At 65.8% G+C, this 25,281-nt stretch carries 24 protein-coding genes and 1 tRNA gene; 21 read left to right on the top strand and 4 right to left on the bottom strand.

Annotated elements, in window-relative coordinates; all coding sequences use genetic code 11:
• The first annotated feature begins 2 nt into the window (after positions 1-2).
• The 3 genes from ACSYS9_RS08165 to ACSYS9_RS08175 all read left to right on the top strand — a co-directional run bounded on the left by ACSYS9_RS08165 (position 3) and on the right by ACSYS9_RS08175 (position 2,067).
• A complete protein-coding gene (locus ACSYS9_RS08165; RefSeq protein ID WP_071229240.1) occupies positions 3-617 on the top strand; it encodes a YqaA family protein in 615 nt (204 codons plus the stop codon).
• A complete protein-coding gene (locus tag ACSYS9_RS08170; RefSeq protein ID WP_071229241.1) occupies positions 614-1,399 on the top strand; it encodes a peptidoglycan DD-metalloendopeptidase family protein in 786 nt (261 codons plus the stop codon). Before ACSYS9_RS08165 ends, ACSYS9_RS08170 begins: the two co-directional genes overlap by 4 nt.
• 179 nt (positions 1,400-1,578) lie before the next feature.
• Entirely contained in the window at positions 1,579-2,067 is a 489-nt protein-coding gene (locus tag ACSYS9_RS08175; protein WP_071229242.1) for a hypothetical protein, read from the top strand.
• A 27-nt stretch (positions 2,068-2,094) separates the two neighbouring features.
• Here ACSYS9_RS08175 and ACSYS9_RS08180 read toward each other — a convergent pair whose 3' ends face one another.
• Positions 2,095-2,469, bottom strand: coding sequence for an Mth938-like domain-containing protein (locus ACSYS9_RS08180; RefSeq protein WP_071229243.1), 375 nt, complete (start codon positions 2,467-2,469; stop codon positions 2,095-2,097).
• A 13-nt stretch (positions 2,470-2,482) separates the two neighbouring features.
• A complete protein-coding gene (yhbY, locus tag ACSYS9_RS08185) occupies positions 2,483-2,788 on the bottom strand; it encodes a ribosome assembly RNA-binding protein YhbY (RefSeq protein ID WP_004152868.1) in 306 nt (101 codons plus the stop codon).
• Positions 2,789-2,853: 65 nt separating this feature from the next.
• Between yhbY and rlmE the strand changes: the two genes are divergently transcribed.
• The 15 genes from rlmE to ACSYS9_RS08260 all read left to right on the top strand — a co-directional run bounded on the left by rlmE (position 2,854) and on the right by ACSYS9_RS08260 (position 18,279).
• Entirely contained in the window at positions 2,854-3,486 is a 633-nt protein-coding gene (gene rlmE / locus ACSYS9_RS08190; protein WP_005409014.1) for a 23S rRNA (uridine(2552)-2'-O)-methyltransferase RlmE, read from the top strand.
• 69 nt (positions 3,487-3,555) lie between these two features.
• Positions 3,556-5,490: an ATP-dependent zinc metalloprotease FtsH gene (gene ftsH, locus ACSYS9_RS08195; protein WP_005409015.1), complete on the top strand. Its 1,935-nt coding sequence runs from the start codon at positions 3,556-3,558 to the stop codon at positions 5,488-5,490.
• A 102-nt stretch (positions 5,491-5,592) separates the two neighbouring features.
• The gene (locus ACSYS9_RS08200; protein ID WP_005409016.1) at positions 5,593-5,778 is read left to right on the top strand and encodes a hypothetical protein; all 186 of its coding nucleotides are present in this window, start codon (positions 5,593-5,595) and stop codon (positions 5,776-5,778) included.
• A gap of 642 nt (positions 5,779-6,420) precedes the next feature.
• On the top strand, positions 6,421-7,317 hold the full coding sequence (gene folP, locus ACSYS9_RS08205) for a dihydropteroate synthase (protein WP_071229244.1): 897 nt from the start codon (positions 6,421-6,423) through the stop codon (positions 7,315-7,317).
• A complete protein-coding gene (gene miaA / locus ACSYS9_RS08210) occupies positions 7,317-8,270 on the top strand; it encodes a tRNA (adenosine(37)-N6)-dimethylallyltransferase MiaA (protein WP_071229245.1) in 954 nt (317 codons plus the stop codon). Before folP ends, miaA begins: the two co-directional genes overlap by 1 nt.
• A gap of 96 nt (positions 8,271-8,366) precedes the next feature.
• The gene (hfq, locus tag ACSYS9_RS08215; RefSeq protein WP_004152891.1) at positions 8,367-8,642 is read left to right on the top strand and encodes an RNA chaperone Hfq; all 276 of its coding nucleotides are present in this window, start codon (positions 8,367-8,369) and stop codon (positions 8,640-8,642) included.
• A 14-nt stretch (positions 8,643-8,656) separates the two neighbouring features.
• Positions 8,657-9,967 carry a ribosome rescue GTPase HflX gene (hflX, locus tag ACSYS9_RS08220; RefSeq protein WP_032128411.1) on the top strand — a complete coding sequence of 437 codons (1,311 nt, stop codon included), beginning with the start codon at positions 8,657-8,659 and terminating at the stop codon, positions 9,965-9,967.
• Positions 9,968-10,089: 122 nt separating this feature from the next.
• Entirely contained in the window at positions 10,090-10,584 is a 495-nt protein-coding gene (locus ACSYS9_RS08225) for a CinA family protein (protein ID WP_010484249.1), read from the top strand.
• 34 nt (positions 10,585-10,618) lie between these two features.
• Positions 10,619-12,301 (top strand): 2-polyprenylphenol 6-hydroxylase, encoded by a 1,683-nt coding sequence (ubiB, locus tag ACSYS9_RS08230; RefSeq protein WP_107432346.1) that lies wholly within the window; start codon positions 10,619-10,621, stop codon positions 12,299-12,301.
• A gap of 219 nt (positions 12,302-12,520) precedes the next feature.
• Positions 12,521-13,156 (top strand): transcriptional repressor LexA, encoded by a 636-nt coding sequence (gene lexA / locus ACSYS9_RS08235; RefSeq protein WP_005412936.1) that lies wholly within the window; start codon positions 12,521-12,523, stop codon positions 13,154-13,156.
• Between the two features lie 203 nt (positions 13,157-13,359).
• The gene (recA, locus tag ACSYS9_RS08240; protein WP_005412937.1) at positions 13,360-14,397 is read left to right on the top strand and encodes a recombinase RecA; all 1,038 of its coding nucleotides are present in this window, start codon (positions 13,360-13,362) and stop codon (positions 14,395-14,397) included.
• 110 nt (positions 14,398-14,507) lie between these two features.
• The gene (gene recX / locus ACSYS9_RS08245; RefSeq protein WP_005409024.1) at positions 14,508-14,999 is read left to right on the top strand and encodes a recombination regulator RecX; all 492 of its coding nucleotides are present in this window, start codon (positions 14,508-14,510) and stop codon (positions 14,997-14,999) included.
• A 109-nt stretch (positions 15,000-15,108) separates the two neighbouring features.
• Complete coding sequence (gene alaS / locus ACSYS9_RS08250) at positions 15,109-17,757, top strand: alanine--tRNA ligase (RefSeq protein WP_071229246.1); 2,649 nt, start codon at positions 15,109-15,111, stop codon at positions 17,755-17,757.
• A 147-nt stretch (positions 17,758-17,904) separates the two neighbouring features.
• On the top strand, positions 17,905-18,108 hold the full coding sequence (gene csrA / locus ACSYS9_RS08255; protein WP_004152909.1) for a carbon storage regulator CsrA: 204 nt from the start codon (positions 17,905-17,907) through the stop codon (positions 18,106-18,108).
• Positions 18,109-18,186: 78 nt separating this feature from the next.
• A tRNA-Ser gene (locus ACSYS9_RS08260) sits at positions 18,187-18,279 on the top strand.
• 84 nt (positions 18,280-18,363) lie between these two features.
• Here the strand turns inward: ACSYS9_RS08260 and ACSYS9_RS08265 are convergent.
• On the bottom strand, positions 18,364-18,825 hold the full coding sequence (locus ACSYS9_RS08265) for a DUF4189 domain-containing protein (protein WP_071229247.1): 462 nt from the start codon (positions 18,823-18,825) through the stop codon (positions 18,364-18,366).
• A gap of 121 nt (positions 18,826-18,946) precedes the next feature.
• On the bottom strand, positions 18,947-21,277 hold the full coding sequence (locus tag ACSYS9_RS08270) for a TonB-dependent receptor (protein WP_071229248.1): 2,331 nt from the start codon (positions 21,275-21,277) through the stop codon (positions 18,947-18,949).
• A gap of 139 nt (positions 21,278-21,416) precedes the next feature.
• Between ACSYS9_RS08270 and ACSYS9_RS08275 the strand changes: the two genes are divergently transcribed.
• From ACSYS9_RS08275 to ACSYS9_RS08285, 3 genes are all read left to right on the top strand, one after another.
• Positions 21,417-22,355 (top strand): helix-turn-helix transcriptional regulator, encoded by a 939-nt coding sequence (locus ACSYS9_RS08275; protein ID WP_071229249.1) that lies wholly within the window; start codon positions 21,417-21,419, stop codon positions 22,353-22,355.
• A gap of 111 nt (positions 22,356-22,466) precedes the next feature.
• Positions 22,467-24,638 (top strand): TonB-dependent alcaligin siderophore receptor FauA, encoded by a 2,172-nt coding sequence (gene fauA / locus ACSYS9_RS08280; protein ID WP_071229250.1) that lies wholly within the window; start codon positions 22,467-22,469, stop codon positions 24,636-24,638.
• A gap of 122 nt (positions 24,639-24,760) precedes the next feature.
• A complete protein-coding gene (locus tag ACSYS9_RS08285) occupies positions 24,761-25,243 on the top strand; it encodes a hypothetical protein (protein WP_049422682.1) in 483 nt (160 codons plus the stop codon).
• Positions 25,244-25,281: the final 38 nt, after the last annotated feature.

The following is a 25,281-nucleotide window of genomic DNA, read 5'->3' on the forward strand; positions in this document are numbered from 1 at the left end:
GCATGAAGATTTTCGGGCCGCTGTACGAGCGGGCGATGAAGTGGGCGGCGCACGAACGCGCGCCGACCTACCTGACGGTGTTGAGCTTCTTCGAGGCGATCATCTTCCCGGTGATGCCGGAGGTGATGCTGGCACCGATGTGCGTTGCCCAGCCCAAGCGAGGCTGGTGGTTTGCCACCCTCAGCCTGGCCGGCTCGATGGTTGGCGCGCTGGTCGGCTACGTGCTGGGTCACTACGCCTTCGAGGCGATCAAGCCGCTGTTCGAAGCGCTGGGCATGCTGCCGGCGATCGAGCAGGGCATCACCACCGTGCAGGCGAAGATGGCCGAGTCGCCGTGGGCGGTGTTCACCTTCCTGGTGCTGGGCGGCTTCATGCCCATCCCGATGAAGGTCTTCACGTGGGCATCGGGTATCGTCGGCGTTCCGATGCCGCAATACCTGTTGAGCATGCTGATCGGTCGTGGCAAGCGCGTGTTCGTGCTGGCCGCGGTCATCCGTATCGGTGGTGCGCGTGCCGAAGCGGCATTGCGTCGCTGGATTGAACCGCTGGGCTGGATCGCCACCGCGCTGGTGGTGGTGCTGATCGCCTGGCTTGTATGGAGGTCGAAGTTCGCATGAGTCCTGATCGTCTGAGCAAGGGAGTGCGCATCGGCGCGCTGGCGTTGCTGGTTTCCACCCTGGCCGCCTGCGGCACCGCCACCGTGGTTCGTCCTGGTGGTGGCAGCACCGGTGGTGGCGTGACTACGCCGAAGACCTCGGTGCCCAAGCCTGGGCAGACAGTGGTGGTGCGCAAGGGTGACACCATCTACGCGCTGGCCCGCATCCATGACATCACGCCGGCCGACCTGATCGCCTGGAACAGCCTGGACAACCCTTCTACCATCCATCCGGGCCAAGTGATCCGGCTGTATCCGGCTGGTGCCAGCGGCGGCCGCGCACCGACCACGGTGGTCACCCCGCCGCGCTCGGGTGGCAGCAGCGCCGGCAGCACCGCGCCGGCCCCGGCGCCGGTTGGCCCGGTGAAGAGCAACATCGCCTGGCGCTGGCCGGCCGATGGCGCGATCGTCGGCCGCTACGTTGCAGGTGACGCGACCAAGCAGGGCGTGGACATCGCCGGTACCAGCGGCCAAGCCGTCAAGGCCACTGCCAACGGCGTGGTGGTGTACTCCGGTGCCGGCCTGGTCGGCTACGGCGAGCTGATCATCATCAAGCACAGCGACCAGTGGCTGTCGGCCTATGGCCACAACCGCAAGCGCCTGGTGAATGAAGGGCAGAGCGTGAAGGCCGGCGAGCAGATCGCCGAGATGGGCCGCACTGGTGCGAACCGCGACATGGTCCACTTCGAGATTCGCTACAACGGCAAGCCGGTCGACCCGCAGCAGTACCTGCCGGCGCGTTGACGCCGTTGGATCAGGCAGCGCCGGGCCTTGCCCGGCGTTGCTGACCTGTAGCGTCGAGCCATGCTCGACCCGGGTACCGCAGAGATGCGGCCATTTGCGAAAGTGTGTGTTGCGGGCCCACCTTCACGGCGTAGGGAATACCCGGCATTCTTGAGCCGACCCATCCGCCCCGGTGCCCCATGTTCCGCGTTGCTTCCGCTCTCGCGTTGCTCATCGTCGCGCCGCTGGCCACCGCGGCCAGCGATCCGCGTGACGTGGTCACCCGTCTCTACGACGCAGTCCAGGCACCGGCGTCGAACGAAGCGACCATTCCGTCGCTGCTGGGCGATGCCCTGCGCTCAGCCGTCGATGCGCAGCGCGCTTACGAGCGGGCCTGCGCCGCGCTGGCTGCGCACGACGAGAAGCCGCACATGCTTGACCAGAGCCCCTATCTGCTGGCGCCGGACCGGCCGGAGGCGATAACGGTGGGAACGCCCGGATCGAGCGGTGACGCCACCTGGATCCGCGTCGACATGGCGGTGGGCGACTATCGCTGGACCGATCGGGTCCTGCTGCAGCGGCAGGGCCCGGACTGGAAGGTCATGGATATCCGCTGGGGGCAGGGCGGCAGCCTGATCGGTCGGTTGCAGCAGTTTTCGGCCTTCCGCCGCACACCTTCGGGCGGCTAGTGCCGGGACGCTCCCGGCGACCCGAACTCAGCCTTCCAGGATGAAGGCGGCCGCGACCTTGCGGCCTTCGCCGGCCAGGATATTGAAGGTGCGTGCGGCGGCCGGATTGTTCATCACTTCCAGGCCGATGCCGCGCGACAGGCAGGCGGCCATCACCACCGCCGGCGGAAACACCTGGCGGTCACCGGTGCCGAGTACGATCAGCGCCGGATTCAGCGCCAGGATCGGCTCCAGGTCCGACAACTGCAGCGCAGCGGCAGCCGTCACCGGCCATTGCGAGACCAGCTGGTCCGGGGTCAGGAAGAAACTGCTGCCCAGCGCCTGGTCATTCACCTTGGCCGAGCGGCCATCGGCGGCACGGAGGCTATAGGCGTAATCCGGCGGTTCGTGGTTCAGCTGCATGGCAGTAGGGCGATCAGCCGCGCGGCAGCACGATCTGGCGCTGTTCCTTGCTCGGGCGGTACAGCACGGCGACGTGGCCGATGCGCTGCACCAGCGCGCTTTCGGTGGCTTCGACGATCTCGCCGATCATCACGTCACGGGCGTCGCGGTCTTCAGCAGCGACCTTCACCTTGACCAGCTCGTGGCGCTCCAGCACTTCGTTCAGCTCAGCGATGAAGGCCGGGGTCACACCCTTGCCGCCGGTCTGCAGCAGGGCCTTCAGGTCGTGGGCTTGGCCGCGCAGGAAACGGGTCTGGGAGGCGGTCAGGGCGATGGACATGCAGGAAAACACGGTTGAATGGGGCGATCAGGGTATCATGAGGACCCCATCAGCCCCTATTTTCAATGGCTACCCGCAGCAAAAGCAGCCAGCGCTGGCTCAAGGAACACTTCTCCGACCCCTTCGTGAAGAAGGCCCAGGCCGAAGGCATGCGCTCGCGCGCCGCCTACAAGCTCGAAGAGCTGCTGGAACGTGACCGGTTGCTGAAGCCGCACATGGTGGTGGTCGACCTCGGCGCGGCTCCGGGCGGCTGGTCTCAGCAGGTTAGGAGACAGATCGGCGATACCGGCCGCGTGCTGGCACTGGATATCCTGGACATGCCGCCGCTGGCCGGCGTGGAGTTCCTTCATGGTGACTTCAGGGAAGAAGCCGTTCTATCGCAGTTTGAAGCCATGCTCGGGGATCAGCCGGTAGACCTTGTGCTGTCGGACATGGCCCCCAATAAGAGTGGTGTAGGCGCGGTCGACCAGCCGCGGATGATGCACCTGGCGGAGCTGGCCCTGGATTTTGCCGACAACCACCTGAAGACCGGTGGGGCGTTCCTGATCAAGCTGTTCCAGGGTGAGGGCTTTGACGACTACGTGCGCGACATGCGCCGCCGGTACGACAAGGTCTCCATCCGCAAGCCGGAAGCGTCGCGCAAGCGCTCTCCCGAGGTGTATGCCTTGGGTCAGGGAAAACGCGCCCACATGAAGTAAGCTCGCAACGTACGCAAGTTCGACCCCAACGCAACGCCAGCACTGAGAGGAACACCGGAGCCAATGAGGATGAACGACTTGACCAAGAACCTCCTGCTATGGGTGGTCGTCGCCGTCGTGCTGATGGTGGTCTTCCAGAGCTTCTCGCCGAAGTCCTCCGGGGCCGGCGCGCAGGGCGCGTCTTACTCGCAATTCCTGGACCAGGTGGACAGCGGCAACGTGCAGAAGGTCGCCTTTGGCGGCGACATGCGTGGCGGCACCAGCCAGCTGACCTACACCACCCGCGGTGGTCAGTCCTCCACCATCACCGCGCCGTTCGATCGTGACCTGATCAACGTGCTGCGTACCAAGAACGTGGAGATCGTGCAGGAGGAGCCGTCCAGCGGCATTTCCCTCGGCGCGATCCTGATGAATTTCCTGCCGGTCATCCTGATCATCGGCTTCTGGTTGTTCATCATGCGCCAGATGCAGGGCGGTGGCGGCGGTGCCAAGGGCGCGATGTCCTTCGGCAAGTCGCGCGCCAAGCTGCAGGGCGAAGACCAGATCAAGGTCACCTTCGCCGACGTCGCCGGCTGCGACGAGGCCAAGGAAGAAGTGGGCGAACTGGTCGACTTCCTGCGCGACCCGTCCAAGTTCACCAAGCTGGGCGGCAAGATTCCGCGCGGCGTGCTGATGGTGGGCCCGCCGGGTACCGGCAAGACGCTTCTGGCCAAGGCCATCGCCGGCGAAGCCAAGGTGCCGTTCTTCTCGATCTCCGGTTCGGACTTCGTGGAAATGTTCGTCGGCGTCGGCGCCAGCCGCGTGCGTGACATGTTCGAGCAGGCCAAGAAGCACGCGCCGTGCATCATCTTCATCGACGAAATCGACGCCGTCGGCCGCCACCGTGGCGCCGGCTTGGGCGGCGGTCACGACGAGCGCGAGCAGACCCTGAACCAGCTGCTGGTCGAGATGGACGGTTTTGAAGGCGGCGAAGGCGTGATCGTGATCGCTGCGACCAACCGTCCGGACGTGCTGGACCCGGCGCTGCTGCGCCCGGGCCGTTTCGACCGCCAGGTCGTGGTCGGCCTGCCGGACGTGAAGGGCCGCGAGCACATCCTCAAGGTCCACATGCGCAAGCTGCCGCTGGCTGACGACGTCGAGCCGATGGTGATCGCGCGTGGTACCCCGGGCTTCTCCGGTGCGGACCTGGCCAACCTCTGCAACGAGGCGGCCCTGTTCGCCGCGCGTGGCAACGAGAAGGAAGTCCGCATGGACCACTTCGACCGTGCCCGCGACAAGATCCTGATGGGTGCCGAGCGCCGCTCGATGGCCATGAGCGAGGACGAGAAGACCCTGACCGCGTACCACGAGGCCGGCCACGCCATCGTCGGCCGCCTGGTGCCCGAGCACGACCCGGTCTACAAGGTCACCATCATTCCGCGCGGCCGTGCGCTGGGTGTGACCATGTACCTGCCGGAAGGCGACAAGTACTCGATGAACCGCGTGGCGATCCAGTCGCAGCTGTGCTCGCTGTACGGCGGCCGCGTCGCTGAAGAGCTGATCTTCGGCGAGGACAAGGTCACCACCGGCGCCTCCAACGACATCGAGCGTGCCACCAAGATGGCCCGCAACATGGTCACCAAGTGGGGCCTGTCCGAGCAGCTCGGCCCGATCGCCTATGGCGAAGAGGACGACGAGGTGTTCCTGGGCCGTTCGGTGACCCAGCACAAGAGCGTGTCCAACGACACGGCGCGCCGGATCGACGAGGAAGTGCGCAACATCCTCGACAAGGCCTACGCCCGCACGACCCAGCTGCTGACCGAGAACATCGACAAGCTGCACGCGATGTCGCAGCTGCTGCTGCAGTACGAGACCATCGACGCGCCGCAGATCGACGCGATCATGGAAGGCCGCGATCCGCCGCCGCCGGCGGGCTGGAGCAAGTCGAACAAGGATGGCGGCAACGACAAGGGCGGCGACGCCCGTCCGCTGCCGCCGATCGCAGGCCCGGCCGAATCGCACTGACGGCCCGCTGCAGGTGACACCAGACGAGGCCGGGGCAACCCGGCTTCGTCGTTTCCGGGCCACTGGCCCATCCCGAAGATCCGATCTGACGCTGGAGCCCGCATGTCCGCCCCGAAGCCCGAACCGATTTCCCACACTGCCGAAATGGTGATCGCCACCGTGGTCGGCGTGGGTGTGGGCCTGGGGGCCGACAACCTGCTGCTGGGCTGCGTGGTGGGCATCGGAGTCGGCATCGTGCTGAGCATTGCCAAGACCCTGTACGTGGACCGCAAGCGCCGCCGCCGTTGAGGGGGTGTCGGCAGGGCTGCGCCCTGCACCCGTGGTAGTGCCGGCCGCTGGCCGGCAACCTCAACAGCAACAGCAACAGCAACAGCAACAGCAACAGCAACAGCAACAGCGGGCTTTCCGTAGGATGGCGGAGCGGTGTCGGAGTGCGGGGACGCTGCAAGTACGTCCCTGTAAGCTTGGCAGCCGCATTCATGCGGCTGACACCCCGCCCTCCGACACCGCCCCACCTCTGACAGATGCCGGCAGCTGTTGGTAGGTGTCGACCTTGGTCGACACATCTGTCAGATATCGAATGAGTCATCCACGCATGGCGTGGATCTACTGCAGATCGCAGAAAACTGTCGAAGGCGGGGTGGGTCCGGTCGCGGGGGCGTGAGCGCCATGGATGGCGCGACCGAGCCTCCATGGGTGAGGACGCTTTGCTTGCGAAGCACTGCTTCGCAAGCGCCCGAACGCACAGCCGCCAGCGGCTGGGCCGGACCGCGGAGCGGGGTTTACGGCGTCCCCCGCAACCGGACCCACCCCGCCATCCCTCAGTAAACCCGCTGTTGCTCCGGCTGTTGTTGTCGCTCTGGCCTCTGCGGGTGCAGGGCGCCGCCCTGCCGAACTAAACTACCCGCCGTTGTCCCTGCAGGATTGCCCATGTTCGATACCTCGCCCCAGCTCGATTGCGCCGGCCGCATCCTGCGCCTCGACCGTGCCCGGGTCATGGGCATCGTCAACGTCACCCCGGATTCGTTCTCCGATGGCGGCGCGCACGACACTACCGAGGCCGCGGTCGCACATGGCCTGAAGCTGGTCGAGGAGGGTGCGGACCTGCTCGATATTGGCGGCGAATCGACCCGCCCGGGCGCCGCGCCGGTATCGATCGAGGACGAGCTGCGCCGCGTGATTCCGGTGATCGAGCAGCTGGCCGCCCGAACCCAGGTTCCGATCAGCATCGACACCTTCAAGCCGGAGGTGATGCGTGCGGCCGTGGCCGTCGGCGCGGGCATGATCAATGACATCTACGGCCTGCGCCAGGAAGGGGCGCTGGACGCCGCCGCTGCAACCGGCGTGCCGGTGGTGCTGATGCACATGCAGGGCGAGCCGGGCCACATGCAGGCTGACCCACACTACGATGACGTGGTCGCCGAGGTGCACGGTTTCCTGGTGCAGCGCCTGTTCGCTGCAGAAATGGCCGGCATCGCGAAGAAGAACCTGCTGATCGATCTCGGTTTCGGCTTCGGCAAGACCACCGCCCACAACATGACCCTGCTGGCGCGCTCCGAGCGCTTCCTGGAACTGGGCGTGCCGATGCTGGCCGGCTTGTCGCGCAAGCGCAGCCTGGGGGAACTGACCGGCCGCGACACGCCGTCCGAACGCGTGGCGGCTTCGGTGGCCGCGCACCTGATTGCGGTGCAGCGTGGTGCGCGCATCGTGCGCGTGCATGACGTGGCGGCCACCGTCGATGCGCTGAAGATCTGGCAAGCAGTCGAGGCGGTGCCGACGCCGCGCGCCGACGCCACGCCGACGATCCGCTGGCCGGACGAAGACTGATGGGCATCGACCGGCGGCCACTGGCGATCGCCGTGATGGGGCCGACCGCCAGTGGCAAGACCGCCACCGCGATCGCCCTGGCGAAGCAGCTGGATGGCGAGATCGTCAGCGTCGATTCGGCGCTGGTGTACCGCCACCTGGATATCGGTTCGGCCAAGCCCGATGCGGCAGAGCGTGCGCAGGCGCCGCACCATCTGCTGGACCTGCGCGATCCCTGGCAGACCTACTCGGCAGCCGAATTCGCCGCCGATGCCGGTCGGGTCGTGGCCGACATCGTGGCACGCGGCAAGATGCCGATCCTGGCCGGTGGCACTGGCCTGTACTTCCGCGCCCTGTTGCAGGGCCTGTCGCCGATGCCCGAGGCCGATCCGGCGACGCGCGAAGCGCTCAGCGCCGAGGCGGCCGAGCGTGGCTGGGCGGCGCTGCACGCAGAGTTGGCCAAGGTCGATCCAGCAGCAGCGGCACGCATCCATGCCACCGACCCGCAGCGCATCCAGCGGGCGCTGGAGGTCTATCGCCTGACCGGCACCCCCATCACTGAATGGCAGCGCCGGCCGGGCGTGGCGCCGTTGCCGGTGCGCACCCTCAAGCTGATCCTGGCGCCGCGTGACCGCGCGGTGCTGCACCAGCGCATCGAGGCGCGCTTCGACGCCATGCTGGCGCAGGGCTTCCTGGACGAGGTGCGGGCACTGCGTGCAATGCCGGAAATGGCCGCCGTGACGGCGCCGCTGGACCTGCCGGCGGTGCGCGCGGTTGGCTATCGCCAGGCCTGGGAATACCTGGACGGGGAGGGTGATGCCGCCCGTTTCCGTGACAAGGCGATCTTCGCCACCCGGCAGCTGGCCAAGCGCCAGCTGACCTGGCTGCGCGGCGAGCTTGATGCGCGCTGGTTCGACCCCCATGTCGATGGGGAGCGCCTAGCCGGCGCGGTGTCGACCTTCGTCGAACGCTGAACCCCCGCCAGCCGTGTAACATCATCGGTCGGCGGGCGGCTCGGGGGCCGTGGCAACCGTCGGCAACCCAATAAGAACAATAATCAGGAGTGTGCAATGTCCAAGGGGCAATCGCTGCAGGATCCTTTCTTGAACGCACTGCGGCGCGAGCGCGTGCCGGTTTCGGTGTACCTGGTCAACGGCATCAAGCTGCAGGGCACGATCGAGTCGTTCGACCAGTTCGTGGTCCTGCTACGCAACACGGTCAGTCAGATGGTCTACAAGCACGCCATTTCCACGGTCGTTCCGGCACGCAACGTGAAGGTCGGGCCGGGCGGTGGTTACGTGCAGTCGGGTGAAGGTGGTCAGGCAGGTGATGAAGCAGACGAGTAATTCCGGAGCGGTGAATGTTTGACCGCTCGAAAAAGGGTGAACACGCCCTGTTGATCCAGCCCCATTTCGGCAAGCTGGAAGACGATGTGCTTGAAGAGTTCGGTGATCTGGCCCGCTCGGCTGGGGCCAGCATCGCCGCGACGATCACCGCACGCCTGGATCGTCCGAATCCGTCGACCCTGATCGGCAGCGGCAAGCTGGACGAGATCAAGGCCGCGGCCGACGCCAGCGGTGCCGACCTGATCCTGGTCAACCATGCGTTGAGCCCGGGCCAGGAGCGCAACCTGGAACGCTTCCTCGAGCGCCGGGTGATCGACCGTACCGGCCTGATCCTGGATATCTTCGCCCAGCGTGCGCACAGCCACGAGGGCAAGCTGCAGGTCGAGCTGGCACAGCTGCGTCACCTGGCCACGCGGCTGGTGCGCGGCTGGACCCACCTGGAGCGCCAGCGCGGTGGTTCGATCGGCCTGCGTGGCCCGGGTGAAACCCAGCTGGAAACCGACCGCCGCCTGTTGCAGAAGCGGGTCGAGCAGCTGCAGAAGCGGCTGGAAAAGGTCGAGGTGCAGCGGACCCAGATGCGCCGTGCGCGCGTGCGCAGCGAGCTGCCGCGTGTCGCCCTGGTGGGCTACACCAACGCCGGCAAGTCGACCCTGTTCAACGCCATGACCGGCGCTGAGGCCTACGCCGCCGACCAGCTGTTCGCAACGCTGGATCCGACCGTTCGCCGCATTGCGGTGCCGGGCGGCAACGTGGTGCTGGCCGACACCGTCGGCTTCGTCCGCGATCTGCCGCATGATCTGGTCGCTGCGTTCCGCTCGACCCTGTCCGAGGCGCGCGAGGCCGATTTCCTGCTGCATGTGGTCGACGCTGCCGATCCGCACCGCGAGGAGCGCATCGCCCAGGTGGACGAGGTACTGACTGCGGTCGGTGCCGGTGACCTGCCGCAGCTGCTGGTGTTCAACAAGATTGACCGGATCGAGGGCGCCGACGTTCGCCACGATGGCCAGGACGGTATCCCGGATGAATCGCGTCGCGAGCGGGTGTGGATTTCCGCGCGTGACGGGCAGGGCCTGGAGCTGCTGCAGGCGGTGCTGGGCAAGCGCCTGGGCCTGCAGCATGTCACCGGCGAACTGCGCCTGCCGCCGGATGCCGGTCGCCTGCGTGCGCGCCTGCACCAGCTGGAAGTGATCCGCAGCGAGCAGGCCGACGAAGACGGCTGGCTGCTGCAGGTTGACCTGCCGATTGCCGAAGCCGAAAAACTGGCTGCCAGTGCCGACGGCGCGCCGATCCGGGCGCTGCTGCCGGAGAAACTGCCGGAGTGGTGAGGTAGCGGCCCATGCCCGGTAGTGCCGGCCGCTGGCCGGCAGCGTAACCGTGCCGGAGGGGCGCGACATCCAGCTGTCATCTGCGGTACAACGTGCAGGTTCTTCACCCCACCGTCATGCCGATGTCCATTCCCACCGACGCTGAACTCAATGCCCAGTCCGCCGCGCTCGGGCAGCGCCTGCAGCAGGCTTCGCTGCAGCTGGTGACCGCTGAAAGCTGCAGTGGTGGCTGGATCGCCAAGTGCATGACCGATATCGCCGGTTCCTCTGCGTTCTTCGACTGCGGCATGGTGGTCTACAGCTACGAGGCCAAGCAGCGCCTGCTGGGCGTGCGTGCGCAGACCCTGGAGCAGTTCGGCGCGGTCAGCCGCGAAACCGTGCTGGAAATGGTGTCCGGTGCGCTGGTCAATTCCGGCGCCGGTATCGCCGTGGCGGTGACCGGCATCGCCGGTCCTGGTGGCGGCAGCCCGGACAAACCGGTCGGCAGCGTCTGGATTGGCTGGAAGCGCCGCGGCGGCTATGCCCGTGCCGAGCTGTTCCAGTTCGATGGCGACCGCGAAGCCATCCGCCGGCAAACCGTGGCGGCGGCATTGCGCGGTATCGACGCCCAGCTGTGACATGCTGCTCCGGTAATCGTCCGGAGCACGCATGATGTGGGAAACGCTGGGCACGGTCCGTGACCTGGGCCGACTGCAGGAAATCGCCGTCGTCCTGATCCGCTATGGCTTCGGCGATGTGGTGCGGCGCATCGGCCTGGCCAGCACGCTGGAGCGGGCAGGGCGCCTGCTGCACTGGAACGAGGAGCGGCAGGAACTGCTGCGGATGACCGCGCCGGTGCGCGTGCGCAGCGCGATGCAGGATCTCGGCCCGACCTTCGTCAAGCTCGGCCAGGTACTGGCGACGCGCGTCGACCTGCTGCCGCCGGAATGGATCGCCGAGCTCTCCGAACTGCAGAACGCGGTGCCGGCGCTGCCGTACGCGGATATCCGCGAGCAGCTCGAGGCCGACCTGGGTGCATCGCCTTCAGAAGTGTTCGCCTTCCTCGATGAAACCCCGATGGCCGCCGCTTCGCTGGCGCAGGCCCACCGCGCGCGCCTGCATGACGGTCGCGAGGTGGTGCTGAAGGTGCGTCGCCCCGGCATCCGCGATGTGGTCGAGGCCGACCTGCGGCTGCTGGCCCGCCTGGCCGAAATCGTTGAAGCCCGGCTTCCGGACCTGCGTCGTTACCGCCCGGCCGAAGTCGTGCAGCAGTTCACCGTGTCGCTGCGCCGCGAGCTGGATTTCGCTGCCGAATGCCGCAATGCCGAGCGCATCGCGCGCAACTTCAGCGGCCGTGACGACATACTGATTCCGAAGGTGCACTGGCAGTGGACCTGCGAGAGCCTGAACGTGCAGGACTTCGTCGACGGCATTCCTGGCCGAGACCTGGCCGGCGTCGATGCGGCGGGCCTGGACCGGCGCGAGCTGGCACGGCGTGGCGCCGGCATTGTGCTGAAGATGGTGCTGGAGGACGGCAGCTTCCACGCCGATCCGCATCCCGGCAACATCATCTACCTGCGTGACGGCCGCATCGGTGTGATCGATTTCGGCATGGTCGGTGCGCTGTCCGAAGTGCGTCGTTTCCAGGTTGCGCAGCTGCTGCACGGGCTGGTCGAGCAGGATCCGCAGGGCGTGGCCGACGTGCTGCTGGACTGGGCGGGTGGCGTGGAAGTGGACGAGAACCGGCTGCAGCACGACATCAGCCAGTTCGTCGACCAGTACCGTGGCGTGCCGCTGAAGGACCTGCGCATCGGTCTGATGCTGGGCGACATCACCCAGCTGCTGCGCAGCTACAGCCTGACCCTGCCGGCCGACCTGGCGCTGATGATCAAGGCGTTCCTGACGCTGGAAGGGATGGGGCGGCAGCTGGACCCGGATTTCGACATGGCCAGCGCCGCGCGCCCGTTCCTGGAACGGGTGGTACTGCAGCGCTATGCGCCCAAGGCCCTGCTCAAGCGCGGCCGCCGCAGCCTGCTGGGCCTGGTCGACTTCGCCGGCGAACTGCCCCGCGATCTGCGCAAGCTGGTCCAGGCTGCGCGCCGGGGACGCCTGCAGCTGAAGGTGGAAACCACGGCGCTGCAGGGCTTCGGCGAGCAGGTCAACCGCGCGGCGAACCGGCTGGTGATGGGCATCGTCACTGCCGCCCTGATCATCGGCTCATCAATCGTGATGCACAGTGTAGGTGGCGTCTCCAGCCGCTGGCTGCTGGCGCTGGGCGTGTGCGGCTTCATCGGCGCCGGCTTCTGCGGCGTCTGGATCCTGTTTTCGATATGGAGAAGCGGTAAACACACATAAGTGTGTTTACCGCAGCGGTTCTCCCCGGGAACCGCGGAATCGCGCAGCGATTCCTGTAGAGCCGACCGCTGGTCGGCTGCTTTTGCTCTCGCCTTTGCTTCTGCCTCTGCCAGCCGGGCCGAGCCGGCGCGGATTGCCGAGCTCGGCTCGGCACTACAGCTGTCGCCGTGTCGCCCCCGGCACTTGCAGTTCCACTCGTTAGTAGTAATACTACTAATCATGGACCTGACCGACACCCAGCAGGCGATCCTGCAGTTGATCGCCGAGCGTATCGAGAGCGAAGGCGCGCCGCCGTCGCAGACTGAAATCGCACGTGCGTTCGGCTTCAAGGGCGTGCGCGCGGCCCAGTACCACCTGGAGGCCTTGGAGCAGGCCGGTGCGATCCGTCGCATCCCGGGCCAGGCCCGCGGCATCCGTCTGGTGCAGGCGCCGCCGGTCGAGAAGCTGGCCGAGCCGGGCCTGCCCGACAGCGTCCTGCGCCTGCCGGTGCTGGGCCGTGTCGCAGCCGGCCTGCCGATCGGTGCTGATATCGGCTCGGACGACTTCGTGGTGCTGGACCGGGTGTTCTTCTCGCCGGCACCGGATTACCTGTTGAAGGTGCAGGGCGATTCGATGATCGACGAGGGCATCTTCGACGGTGACCTGATCGGTGTGCACCGCACCCGCGATGCCCATTCCGGGCAGATCGTGGTGGCCCGCATCGATGACGAGATCACGGTCAAGCTGCTGAAGATCGCCAAGGATCGCATCCGCCTGCTGCCGCGCAATCCCGATTACAAGCCGATCGAGGTACTGCCGGATCAGGACTTCGCTATCGAGGGCCTCTATTGCGGCCTGCTGCGGCCCAACCGTTGACCCGTTCCATGGCGAATTACCCGCGGTCTTTTGTGGCGATTCTCTGGTTCCACTGAGGTTGGTACGGATGTCCGATAATTCTTTTCAGAGCGCCGGGCAGAATCTCAGCCTGTGCGATACGTCCGACTTAAAGTGAACCCATGGCAAAGAAGACCCCCAAAGACAGCACCTCCAACGACACGACCTCTGCAAGGACCAATCCGATGGACGAGAACAAGAAGCGCGCCCTCGCTGCAGCTCTGGGCCAGATCGAAAAGCAGTTCGGCAAGGGCTCGGTGATGCGCATGGGCGACCGCGTGGTCGAACCCGTCGAAGCCATCCCGACCGGTTCGCTGATGCTCGACATCGCGCTGGGCATTGGTGGTCTGCCGAAGGGCCGTGTCGTTGAGATCTACGGGCCGGAATCCTCGGGCAAGACCACCTTGACCCTGCAGGCCATCGCCGAATGCCAGAAGATGGGCGGTACCGCGGCCTTCATCGACGCCGAGCACGCGCTGGACCCGATCTACGCCGCCAAGCTGGGCGTGAACGTGGACGACCTGCTGCTGTCGCAGCCGGATACCGGTGAGCAGGCGCTGGAAATCGCCGACATGCTGGTCCGTTCGGGTTCGGTCGACATCCTGGTGATCGACTCGGTCGCCGCGCTGACCCCGAAGGCCGAAATCGAAGGCGAGATGGGCGACCAGCTGCCGGGCCTGCAGGCCCGCCTGATGAGCCAGGCGCTGCGCAAGCTGACCGGCAACATCAAGCGCTCCAACACCCTGGTGATCTTCATCAACCAGCTGCGCATGAAGATCGGCGTGATGATGCCGGGCCAGAGCCCGGAAACCACCACGGGTGGCAACGCGCTGAAGTTCTACGCCTCGGTCCGCCTGGACATCCGCCGTATCGGCGCGATCAAGAAGGGTGACGAGATCATCGGTAACCAGACCAAGATCAAGGTCGTCAAGAACAAGCTGGCACCTCCGTTCAAGCAGGTCATCACCGAGATCCTGTATGGCGAAGGCATCAGCCGTGAAGGCGAGCTGATCGACATGGGTGTGGATGCCAAGCTGGTCGAGAAGGCTGGCGCCTGGTACAGCTACGGTGAAGAACGCATTGGCCAGGGCAAGGACAACGCCCGCGGCTACCTGCGCGACAACCCGACTGTCGCCGCCAAGCTCGAGGCCGAGCTGCGCGAGAAATTCCAGCCGGCCGAAGCGGCCCGCGAGGAAGGCGACGACGAAGGCGAAGACGAATAAGGCTTGCTGTGGGGCAGGGTGGCGCCGTCAGTGACGTCGCCCTGTCCCGCAGGTTCGAATCGCCCAGGGATGGGCTGGGCGCCACGGATGGCGCCACCCTTGGAGTACCCATGTCCGACGCCGAAGACATTCCGACCGGCCGCAAGCGCCGGCCGCGTGAGCAGACCCCCGTGCAACGGGCGCTGGGCCTGCTGGTCCGCCGCGAGCACTCGCGCAAGGAACTCACCCGCAAGCTGACCGCCCGTGGCATCGAAGACGAAGCCGCGCAGGCCGCTGTCGCCAAGTTGACCGAGGCCGGCTGGCAGGACGACACCCGTTTTGCCGAGAACCTGGTGAGGATGCGCGCCAACACCGGTTATGGGCCGATCCATGTCCGCGCCGAGCTGGGGACCCACGGCCTGGACAGTGCCGCGATTGCCGCAGCGATGGACAGCTACGAAGGCGACTGGCAGGAAAACGCCCGTGATCTGGTCCGCCGACGCTTTGGCGAGGCCGGCCCGCAGGACCTGACGCAGCGGCGCAAGGCCGCCGATCTGCTGGCCCGACGGGGCTTCGACGGCGACAGCATCCGCCGCGCAACCCGCTACGACCCGGATGACTGAGACTGGCGGCGCCGGGCCTGATACCCTTTAGGTTTTCGGCGGTCCCTCGTGACCCTGGCCAACGCGGCCGGTGGTCCGGGCCCGCCGGCCCGCAGACTGCCAGCCCCCAATGAACGCATCCGCCAAATTCACGACTTCCCAGATCCGCAGCGACTTCCTTGAATTCTTCAAGGGCAAAGGCCACACCATCGTGCCGTCGGCGCCGCTGGTGCCGGGCAATGATCCGACCCTGCTGTTCACCAACTCCGGCATGGTGCAGTTCAAGGACGTGTTCCTTGGCGCGGAGAAGCGCAGCTACGTGCGCGCGGCCGACGTGCAGCGCTGCCTGCGCGCGGGCGGCAAACACAACGACCTCGACCAGGTCGGCTACACCGCACGCCACCACACCTTCTTCGAAATGCTGGGCAACTGGTCGTTCGGCGACTACTTCAAGAAGGACGCGATCGCCTGGGCCTGGGAGCTGCTGACCCAGGTCTGGAAGCTGCCGGCCGAGCGCCTGCTGGTCACCGTCTACCAGACCGACGACGAGGCCTACGCGCTGTGGCGCGACATGGTTGGCGTGCCGGAAGAGCGCATCGTGCGCATCGGCGACAACAAGGGCGCACCGTTCGCCTCGGACAACTTCTGGCAGATGGCCGACACCGGCCCGTGCGGCCCGTGCACCGAGATCTTCTACGACCACGGTGACCATATCGCCGGCGGCCCCCCGGGCTCCCCGGATGAGGACGGCGACCGCTTCATCGAAATCTGGAACCTGGTGTTCATGCAGTTCGACCGCCAGCCGGATGGCACCCTGGTGCCGCTGCCGGCACCGTGCGTGGATACCGGCATGGGCCTGGAGCGCCTGGCGGCGATCCTGCAGCACGTGCACACCAACTATGAGATCGACCTGTTCCAGGCGCTGATCCGCAAGGCGTCCGAGCTGACCGGCACCGCCGACCTGGAAAACAAGTCGCTGCGTGTGATCGCCGATCACATCCGTGCCTGCTCGTTCCTGATCGTCGACGGCGTGCTGCCGTCCAACGAAGGCCGCGGCTACGTGCTGCGCCGTATCATCCGCCGCGCCCTGCGCCACGGCTGGATGCTGGGTGTGCGCCAGCCGTTCTTCAGCAAGCTGGTGCCGACCCTGGTCGAGCAGATGGGCGAGGCCTATCCGGAACTGCCGGCGGCGGTGGACACCGTCACCCGTGCGCTGCAGGCCGAAGAAGAGCGTTTCGCTGAAACCCTCGACGCCGGCATGAAGATCTTCGAAGACGTTGCCGGCAAGGCCAGCAATGGCGTGATTCCCGGCGTTGACGCGTTCCGCCTGTACGATACCTATGGCTTCCCGCTCGACCTGACCCAGGACATCGCCCGCGAGCGCGACCTGACCGTCGACATTTCCGGCTTCGACGCCGCGATGGAGCAGCAGCGCGAGACCGCGCGCGCGGCCGGCAAGTTCGGTGGTGGCGTGACCCTGCCGGCCGAGCTGGTGGCGACCCTCAGCCCGACCGTGTTCCTGGGGTATGACCGCCTGCAGGCCGACGGCCTGACCGTGCTGGCCCTGCTCAAGGACGGTCGTCCGGTGCAGTCGGCCGATGCCGGTGATGCGGTCATCGTGATCACCAACCAGACCCCGTTCTACGCCGAGTCCGGCGGCCAGGTCGGCGACACCGGCGTGCTCACCGGCAACGGCGTGCGCCTGGTGGTGGAAGACACCCAGAAGTTCGCCGGCCAGTTCCATGGCCACGTCGGCATCCTGTCCGAAGGCGGCCTGAAGGTTGGTGACGTGCTGTCCGGCCAGGTCGATGGCGAGCGCCGTGGCGCCACCATCCTCAACCACTCCGCCACCCACCTGCTGCATGCCGCCCTGCGCGAAGTGCTGGGCACCCACGTGCAGCAGAAGGGCTCGCTGGTGGCGCCGGACCGCCTGCGCTTCGACTTCTCGCACTTCCAGCCGATCAGCGCGGAAGAGCTGGCCGTGATCGAGCGCAAGGTCAACCAGCAGGTGCGTGCCAACAACGCTGCCGAAGTGCACACCATGGGCATGCAGGAAGCGCTGGACTTCGGCGCGATGGCCCTGTTCGGCGAGAAGTACGGCGAACACGTGCGCGTGCTGAAGATGGGTGACTACTCCACCGAGCTGTGCGGCGGTACCCACGTCAACCGCACCGGCGACATCGGCCTGTTCAAGATCACCTCCGAGGGCGGTGTCTCCGCTGGCGTGCGCCGTATCGAAGCGGTCACCGGCCAGGGCGCCCTGGACTACGTGGACGCCGAAGAGGCCCGCCTGGCCGAAGCCGCCGACCTGCTCGGCGGCAGCGCTGCCGACGTGGTCGAGAAGATCCGTGCCCTCGGCCAGCGCCAGAAGCAGCTGGAGCGCGAACTGGAAGCCGTGAAGGCCAAGGTTGCCGCCGGTGCCACGGCCGATCTGTCCGGCCAGGCGGTCGAGGTTGCCGGCGTGAAGGTGCTGGCTGCCCGCCTGGAGGGCTTCGATGCCAAGGCCCTGCGTGACGCCATGGACCGCCTGAAGCAGCAGCTGGGCGATGCGGTGATCGTGCTGGCCGGCGCCCAGGACGGCAAGGCCGCCCTGGTCGCGGGTGTGAACGGCAGCGCAATGGGCAAGGTCAAGGCCGGGGAACTGTTGTCCCATATCGCCGGTCAGATCGGGGGCAAGGGCGGCGGACGCCCGGACCTCGCCCAGGGTGGTGGCGAGGACGGGCCCGCCCTTGCCACTGCGCTGGCTGCAGTCGTCGAATGGGTCAGCCCCCGCCTGTGATGAACCTGGCCGTCCCCCTCCTTGTAGGAGCGGGACGGCTGACGGTACCATTGCGAATCTTTTCCCTTTGTCGTGGTAGCGCTTCTTGACGGAGCGTCAAGCCGGTGGGGGATACCCTTCCACACGGTTCCATGGAGACTTACAAAAATGTTGATCCTGACTCGCCGCGTCGGCGAAACCCTGATGATCGGAGACTCGGTGAGCGTCACCGTGCTTGGCGTCAAGGGTAACCAGGTGCGTATCGGCATCACCGCGCCGAAGGACGTCGCTGTGCATCGCGAAGAGATCTATCAGCGCATCCAGCGCGGTGACGAAGCCGGTGGCACCGGTAGCGAAAATTCTGCCGAATAACGCTTTACCTTCGCACTCGATTAACGTTATGATTCACGCCCCGCTGAGGTGCAACGCACCAGACGCGGAGAAAACCCCGGAGTGATGCCCGAGTGGCCGAAGGGGCTCCCCTGCTAAGGGAGTATAGGGTCAAAAGCTCTATCGAGGGTTCGAATCCCTCTCACTCCGCCAGATACAAAGAAGCGCCTGCAGATCCTCGATCTGCAGGCGTTTTTCTTTATCCGACACTCGAAAGTACAGCCGGCGTGGAGCTGGCTATCCTGGCTGATCGGTGCGGATGGCAGGCGTTGGCATGGGCGCGGGCGTCGCCGCTGGTGCCGGAGCGGGCGCACCGGGCAGCTGTGGCGGTTCAAGATAGCGAGTTGGGGTTTCCCGCCACAGCAAGGCAAGCGTGCAGTCGTTGGCACGTTCCCTGCACATTCTTTCGGCCTTCCGCTGCGCGGCGTCCGCGGTCTTCTCACCCAGTGCAAAGCCCAACGCAATCGTGCCGGTCGCTATGGCCGAATAGCCTTCGCTGCTGGTGCTGGCGGACTGACCGCAATTGCGCGATCGCGCTGCGCAGTAGTGCAGCGACTGCTGCATCGCAGTGGTGAGGGAAGATTGGTTCATCGAATAGCCGTAGCGGCCATCCTTGTCGTAGGTGATCGCAGACGCAGCACTTGCGCCTGATGAAACGGAGAACAACAGTGCCAGTGAAACCGCATGCTTCCAGTTCATCACGCTCTCCTTCTCTGCCGATGGTGAATCAACCGGGGAGCGTGGTGCAACCACGCAGGGGGTGCGATGGACGACGCCTGCAGGCCGTCTGCCTGCAGGCGTGTACCGATGCATCCGGTTGTCAGAGCTTCACCGTCACACCCACCTGGAAGCCACGCCCGGGCAACGGTGCGATGTACTTCAACGGCGAGTTGTGCGGCCGTGCTTCTTCATTGAGCAGGTTGCTGCCGTTGACGAACACCTCCACGCCGGCGATGTAGCTGTTGCGCACTGGAAGTTCGCGGCTGACCTGCAGGTCGACCAGGTTGAATGCATCCAGCGGCACTTCCTCACTGACGTTGCGGCCGAGGTACTTCTGCGTGTCGTAGTAGGTGCTGGACAGTTGTGCCTTCCAGCCCTGGCGCTGCCACTGCAGGTTGGCGCCGTAACGGTTGGTCGGCATGTTCGGCAGGTACTCGCCGTCGTTGTGGGCACGCAGCGAATCGGGGCGGTCGGCCTTGTTCTTCACCAGGTCGGCGAAGGCGGACACATTCAACGTGCCGAAGCGGCCCAGGTCCAATGCCTGCGAAGCATCGATCTCGAAGCCCTTCACCGTGGTGTCGGTCTGCTTCCAGTACTTCAGTGGCAGGCGGTTGGCGGTCTGCAGGCCGGAGTAGCCGAGGTAGAGATAATTCTCGTACTTCATCCGGTACGCGGTGGCGGACAGCTCGAAACCACCGAGGTGGAACAGGCCGGTCAGTTCCAGGTTTTTCGCGCGCTCCGGTTCGAGGTTCTGGTTGCCTTCTTCCTGGGTCATCACCGAATAGTGAGCATTGCTCGCATACAGCTCGTTGATCTCCGGTGCGCGCTGCGAGGACGAGTAGCGCACCTTGGCCGCGAACAACGGACCGAGCTCGACATACGATCCCAGGCTGTAGCTGTTGAGCCGGTAGTCGCGGTCCTGCAGTTTGGTGTTGGCGGCATTGCGCGCGGTCTTGAAGCGGCTTGGTTGCAGGTCATGGTCAACGCGCTCGTGACGCACGCCAGCGTCGAAACTGGCCCAGCCGAAGTCGAGCGTTTCCTTCAGGAACACCGCATTGCTGCGGGTGTCCACGTCCGGCAGGTAGCGCTGAGAACCACTGCCGGTGACATCACGCGACTGATGGCTGAAACCGAGCAGGCCGCTGAGCGGACCGATGCGTTGATGGCTGAGCAGCAGCTCGGCCTGGGTGCTCTCGAAATCGTAGTCGTTGGCCTTGGTGGCGCCCAGCCGCTCGCCTGAGGTGTTGTCCAGCTTGGAAACGCGGAGTTCCGCGCGCTCGAACCACGGTAGTGGATCACGCAGCAGGGCTTCCAGCGCGTAGCGCTGTTGCTTGATCACCACGCCCACCGGCAGGCCATCGGCATAGTTGGAACCGAACGACAGGTTCTGCATCGAGAAGCCTGGAACGCCGTACTCGCTGTCCTTGGCATCAATGCTGACACCCACGTAGCCACGGTCGAAGAACAGGGTCGAGCCGAAGGCCACCTGACTGTTGCGCGCATAGCTGTTGCCCAGCCGGTGATGGTAGTCGGGCGTCACATCGTTGTTGATCTGCTTCTGCACATACGACGGCGTGCCGGGCACGTAGGCCGGGTTGACCGGATTGATGTAGGTGCGGCGCTGCCAGACCGACGTCGGATTGTTGGTGTAGAAGGAGAAATCACCATCGGCCCAGTCCGGGTTCTCGGTCATGAACTGGTCGATGTACGGCTGCGAGGCCTTGTTGTAGAGCTGCTGGACGCGCGCCTCTTTCTGGCAGGCGTCGGCCAGTGCCGAGTTGACGCCCCCGCCGGCCGGGAACAGTCCGGTGTTGCAGACGCTGGCCTTGCTGTTGCCGGGGATGTCGTAGTGCGAGATCCGCTGTCGCGACACCTGCAGGTTGGTGGAGATGTTGCGCTGGTTGTTGAAGTTCATGCGGAAGCCCTGCGCGTCGGCCGCGTTGAAGCTTTTGCGCAGGACCAGTTCCATCGACTGGTCCTTGTCTTCCATGCTGCGGGAGATCAGGCCCGAATCGATCTCAACACTGCCGCCGATCGCATTGCCGCCGTAGCGCACGGTGTCGGAAGACTTGTTGACGGTGACGCTGCGTACGAACAGCGGATCGAACGGGATGTTGATGTCACCGCTGATCGCGTTCATGCCCAGAATCGATTGGCCGTCCTGCAGGATCTGCACACGGTTGCCGCTGAGGCTGCGGATGACCGGAGCGCCCGCGTTTGGCCCGAAGGCGCTGCTCTGCACACCGGAGACGTGTTCGAGCAGGCCGCCGAGGGTGCGGTTCTGCGCCTGCGGATTGTCGACGGTGACCCGGCTGTCGATGCGCGAGGGCTGGGAGGCCTGGACCTGGAGGGTGGGGAGGGTGGGTTCGTCCGCGGCCTGGGCGGTGTGGACGGCGAACAGAATGGCTGCAGCAAGGAGATGGCGGCGCATGACACGATCCGTGAAGTTGATGTGAAATGTTATAACGTAACTCTTTGTATCGACAAGGGCGGATTGGGCCTTGCCACCAGGGCTGGATATGAGAACGGTTCTCATATGAGAATGGCGGGTGATTCTTCACGGGCGCACCATGCACAGCCTCACCCTCGCCGACCTGGACCGCCTGGGCCGCAGCAGCGGCTTCCGCTATCGGCTGCCTGCACTTGCGTCCGCCGCGGATTCGGGGGCGCTGTGCGTGGTCGAGGGCAGGGTGGAACAGCGCTGCTTGCGCCCTGGCATCAGCCTGGCGCTGTCGGACGTGGTCGCGCATCAGCCGTTCGAGGCGACTTCGGAGGCACCCCCGCCGTTCGCTGCGATCGTGATGCTGGAAGGTCGTGCCGGAGCACGCCTGGAAGGGCAGGCTGTGATCGGCATGAACCGCGGCGCCGGCGCGATGGTGTTGGCCGATGCCACGCCGATGACTGCGATTCATCCGGCCGGTCAACGGATGCGCAGTCTGAATGTCTCGCTGGATGCACCGGCCGAGATGGATGATCCGGTGATCAGCGAACTGCTGTTGCAGGCGCATCGCCATGGTCGCCGGCGGCTGCACAGCTGGCAGGTACCCGCGCATCTTGAACATGCCGCCGAACAGTTGCTGTCGGGGACCTGGCAGGGCGCAATGCATGCGCTGCTGTGCGAGGGTGTGGGCCTGCAGATGCTGGCGATGGCGTTGGGTGCGCCTGCCCAGGAGGCATCGCCGGACCAGCGTGTTTCAGCACGTGATCGCCGCATGCTGCAACGGGTGATCGACTGCCTGCAGGCATCACCTGCGGCTGACCACAGCCTGGAGGATCTGGCGCGGCTGGCCTGCATGAGCCCGAGCAGCCTGCGGCTGAAGTTCCAGCAGGTGCACCGGTGTTCGGTGTTCGCCTGGCTGCGCGAGCGGCCCCTGCAGCTGGCCTGCGAGCAGCTGCGGCAGGGCTGCAGCGTGCAGCAGGCCGCACATTTCGTCGGCTACCGGCACGCCACCAATTTCGCGACCGCATTCCGCGCGCGCTACGGCATCGCGCCCAGCGAGCTTCGCTGAGTCCGGACCACCGTCGGCAGTGCGCATACGCCTGCTGCGTCCGCGCATACGTACGCTCACGCTCAAATGACAATAATTCTCATCCAGCCTTTCCTTCCCGCTGGATCTCCCATGCCTGCCTGTTTCCGCCCGTGTGCCCTGGCTAGCGCCATCGGCACGATCCTGGCGCTGTTCAACGCTGCCCACGCCGCCGAGCGCACTCCGTCCGTAACGCCTTCCCAGCTTCCAACCGTGCAGGTCACGGCCGACCTCGATGGCAGCACCGAAACGTCGCGTTCCTACACCACCGACTCGATGGGCACGGCGACCGGACTGTCGCTGACCTCGCGGCAGACCCCGCAATCAGTCAGCGTGGTCACCCGCCAGCAGATCGAGGACCGTGGCCTGCTCAGCACCGCCGATGCCTTGGCGACCGCACCTGGCATCTCGGTCACGCGCAGCGACGCCAACCGCTACTCGTTCTCCGCACGCGGCTTCGACATCGACAACTACCAGTTCGATGGCGTGGTGATGCCGGTGCTGTCGCCGTGGAATTTCGGCGAGAACAACCTGGACATGGTGGTGTATGACCGCATCGAGATCGTGCGCGGCGCCAACGGCCTGATGACCGGCGCCGGCAATCCCTCGGCGGCAGTGAACTACGTGCGAAAGCGCCCGCTGCGCGAGTTCGCTGCCAGTGGTGGCATCAGCCTCGGCAGCTGGGACGCACGGCGCGCCTGGGTGGATGTGTCCAGCCCGCTGAGCCGGGAAGGGCGTGTGCGTGGTCGCCTGGTGGCCGCGCAGGCAGAGGGCGACAGCTACACCGCTGGCCTGGACAGTACGGTGAAGACGCTCTACGGCGTGGTCAGCGTGGACTTGGGCGAGGAGACCGGGTTGATCGCCGGCATCTCCTACCAGGGCAACGACAACCGTGGCTTCGGCAGCGGCTTCGCGCTGTTCAACGCCGATGGCACGCGCACCCGTTTCGACCGCTCGGTATCAGCCACCGCGCCGTGGGCACGGATGACCACCGACACCCGCAATGGCTTCTTCGACTTCAACCATCGTTTCAGCAACGACTGGCAGGCGCGCGTCTCCTACAGCCGATCGCATACCGACATGGAGATGAAGCATCTCTATCGCGGTGGCTATCCCGACCCGGTCACTGGTGCCATGCCCAATGGCAACAGCTTCACCCGCTACGACGGTCCGGTGCGCCGCGAAGCGATTAGTGCCAGCCTGTCCGGACCGTTTCAGCTGTTCGGCCGCCAGCACACTGCGTCCATCGGCTGGTCGCGCTCACGCGATGAAATAGCGCTGGGGCAGTACCGCGCACTGGCGCCGCTGCCGCCGTTGGCCAGCTATCTGGATTGGCATGGGCCGGGCACGCCTGAGCCGATGTGGGCCAGCAGCAAGACCCAGGCCGATGACCTGGACAACCAGCAGAGCGGTGCCTATGCGGTGGCGCGCTTGTCTCTGGCCGATCCACTGCACGTGATCGTTGGTGGCCGCCTGAGCAACTGGGAAACCGACCAGGTCTACTTCGGTGCCAAGCGCAAGTACCGCTACCGCAACGAGTTCGTACCGTATGCAGGCGTGGTCTGGGATTTCAACGGCTACAGCAGCGTGTACGCCAGCTACACCGGCATCTTCAAGCCGCAGAACAACCGCAACGAATCCGGGCAGATCCTCGATCCGGTCAGTGGCCGCAGCTATGAGCTGGGCCTCAAGGGCAGCTGGCTGCAGGAGCGTTTGAATGCTTCGGCGGCGCTGTTCCGCACCCAGCAGGACAACCTGGCCGAAGCCACCGGCGGGCTGGTCGATGGCAGCACGCAGGCGGCCTATCGCGCGGTGAAGGGCGCAACCGTGGACGGCCTGGAACTGGAGCTGGCCGGCGAGCCGCTACCGGGCTGGAGCCTGGGTACCAGCTTCACCACCGTCATCGCGCAGGATGCACAGGGACGGGCGATCAACACCGCCAAGCCGCGCAGCCTGTTCAAGCTGTTCACCACCTGGCGGCTGCCGGGTGCCTGGGACCGGCTGACGATCGGCGGTGGCGTGGACTGGCAGAACCGCATGTACCAGACCGCCACCGCGCCAGGGAATCGCCGTGTGCCGGTGGAGCAGCCCAGCTACGCGTTGGTGAACCTGATGGCGCGCTATCAGTTCAGTTCCAATGTGTCGGCGGCGGTCAACATCAACAACCTGTTTGACCGCCACTACTACTCGCAGATCGGCTTCTACAACCAGGGCTGGTACGGCGCGCCGCGAAACGTGATGTTCACTGTGAAGGTTGGCTATTAAGGCACGGCGTTGCCCTCCGTTCAGCGCCCTGCCTTGTGCGGGGCGCCGATGCTGTGCAGGATCCGGATGCTGCGCCCCACAGTGCTTCACGCAGCATCCTCTTCACGGGAACGGAGCAACGTATGAAGCTGTTGTCCGCTGTGTTGTTGTCTGCGCTTTCACTTCCTGCCGTTCCGGCGCTGGCAATGGAGGCATCTCCTTCGCCGCTGTTGGGGCGCTGGTCGCTGGATATCGCCACGTCCGCGCTACCCGAAGCGCAGCGCCCGAAGCACGTGGTGCTGGAGTTCAAGGACGCCGGTGCGGGGCGTTGGAGTTCACACGTGGACATCGTCCTGCACGACGGCAAGACCATGAAGTCCGACGGCACGCTGGCGCTGGATGGCACGCCGGGGCCCTTGTCCGGCACCTATGGCGCAGACAAGGCCAACCTGAAACTGCCAGCGCCGAACACCCTGGTGATGCAGCTGGTGGACCACGGCACGCCGGCCTCCACCCGTATCTATACCGTGGCGGCCGACCGCTCGACGATGACCGAGACCAAGGCGTTCTACGGCCACGACGGTACGCCGATCCTGCAGACCAATCTGTTCAAGCGAATGCCCTAGCGTTGCCGCCGGCACCACGCCCGTAGAACGGGCGTGGT

The organism is Stenotrophomonas sp. STK17_22 (assembly GCF_051983905.1).
GTDB lineage: Bacteria > Pseudomonadota > Gammaproteobacteria > Xanthomonadales > Xanthomonadaceae > Stenotrophomonas > Stenotrophomonas maltophilia_A.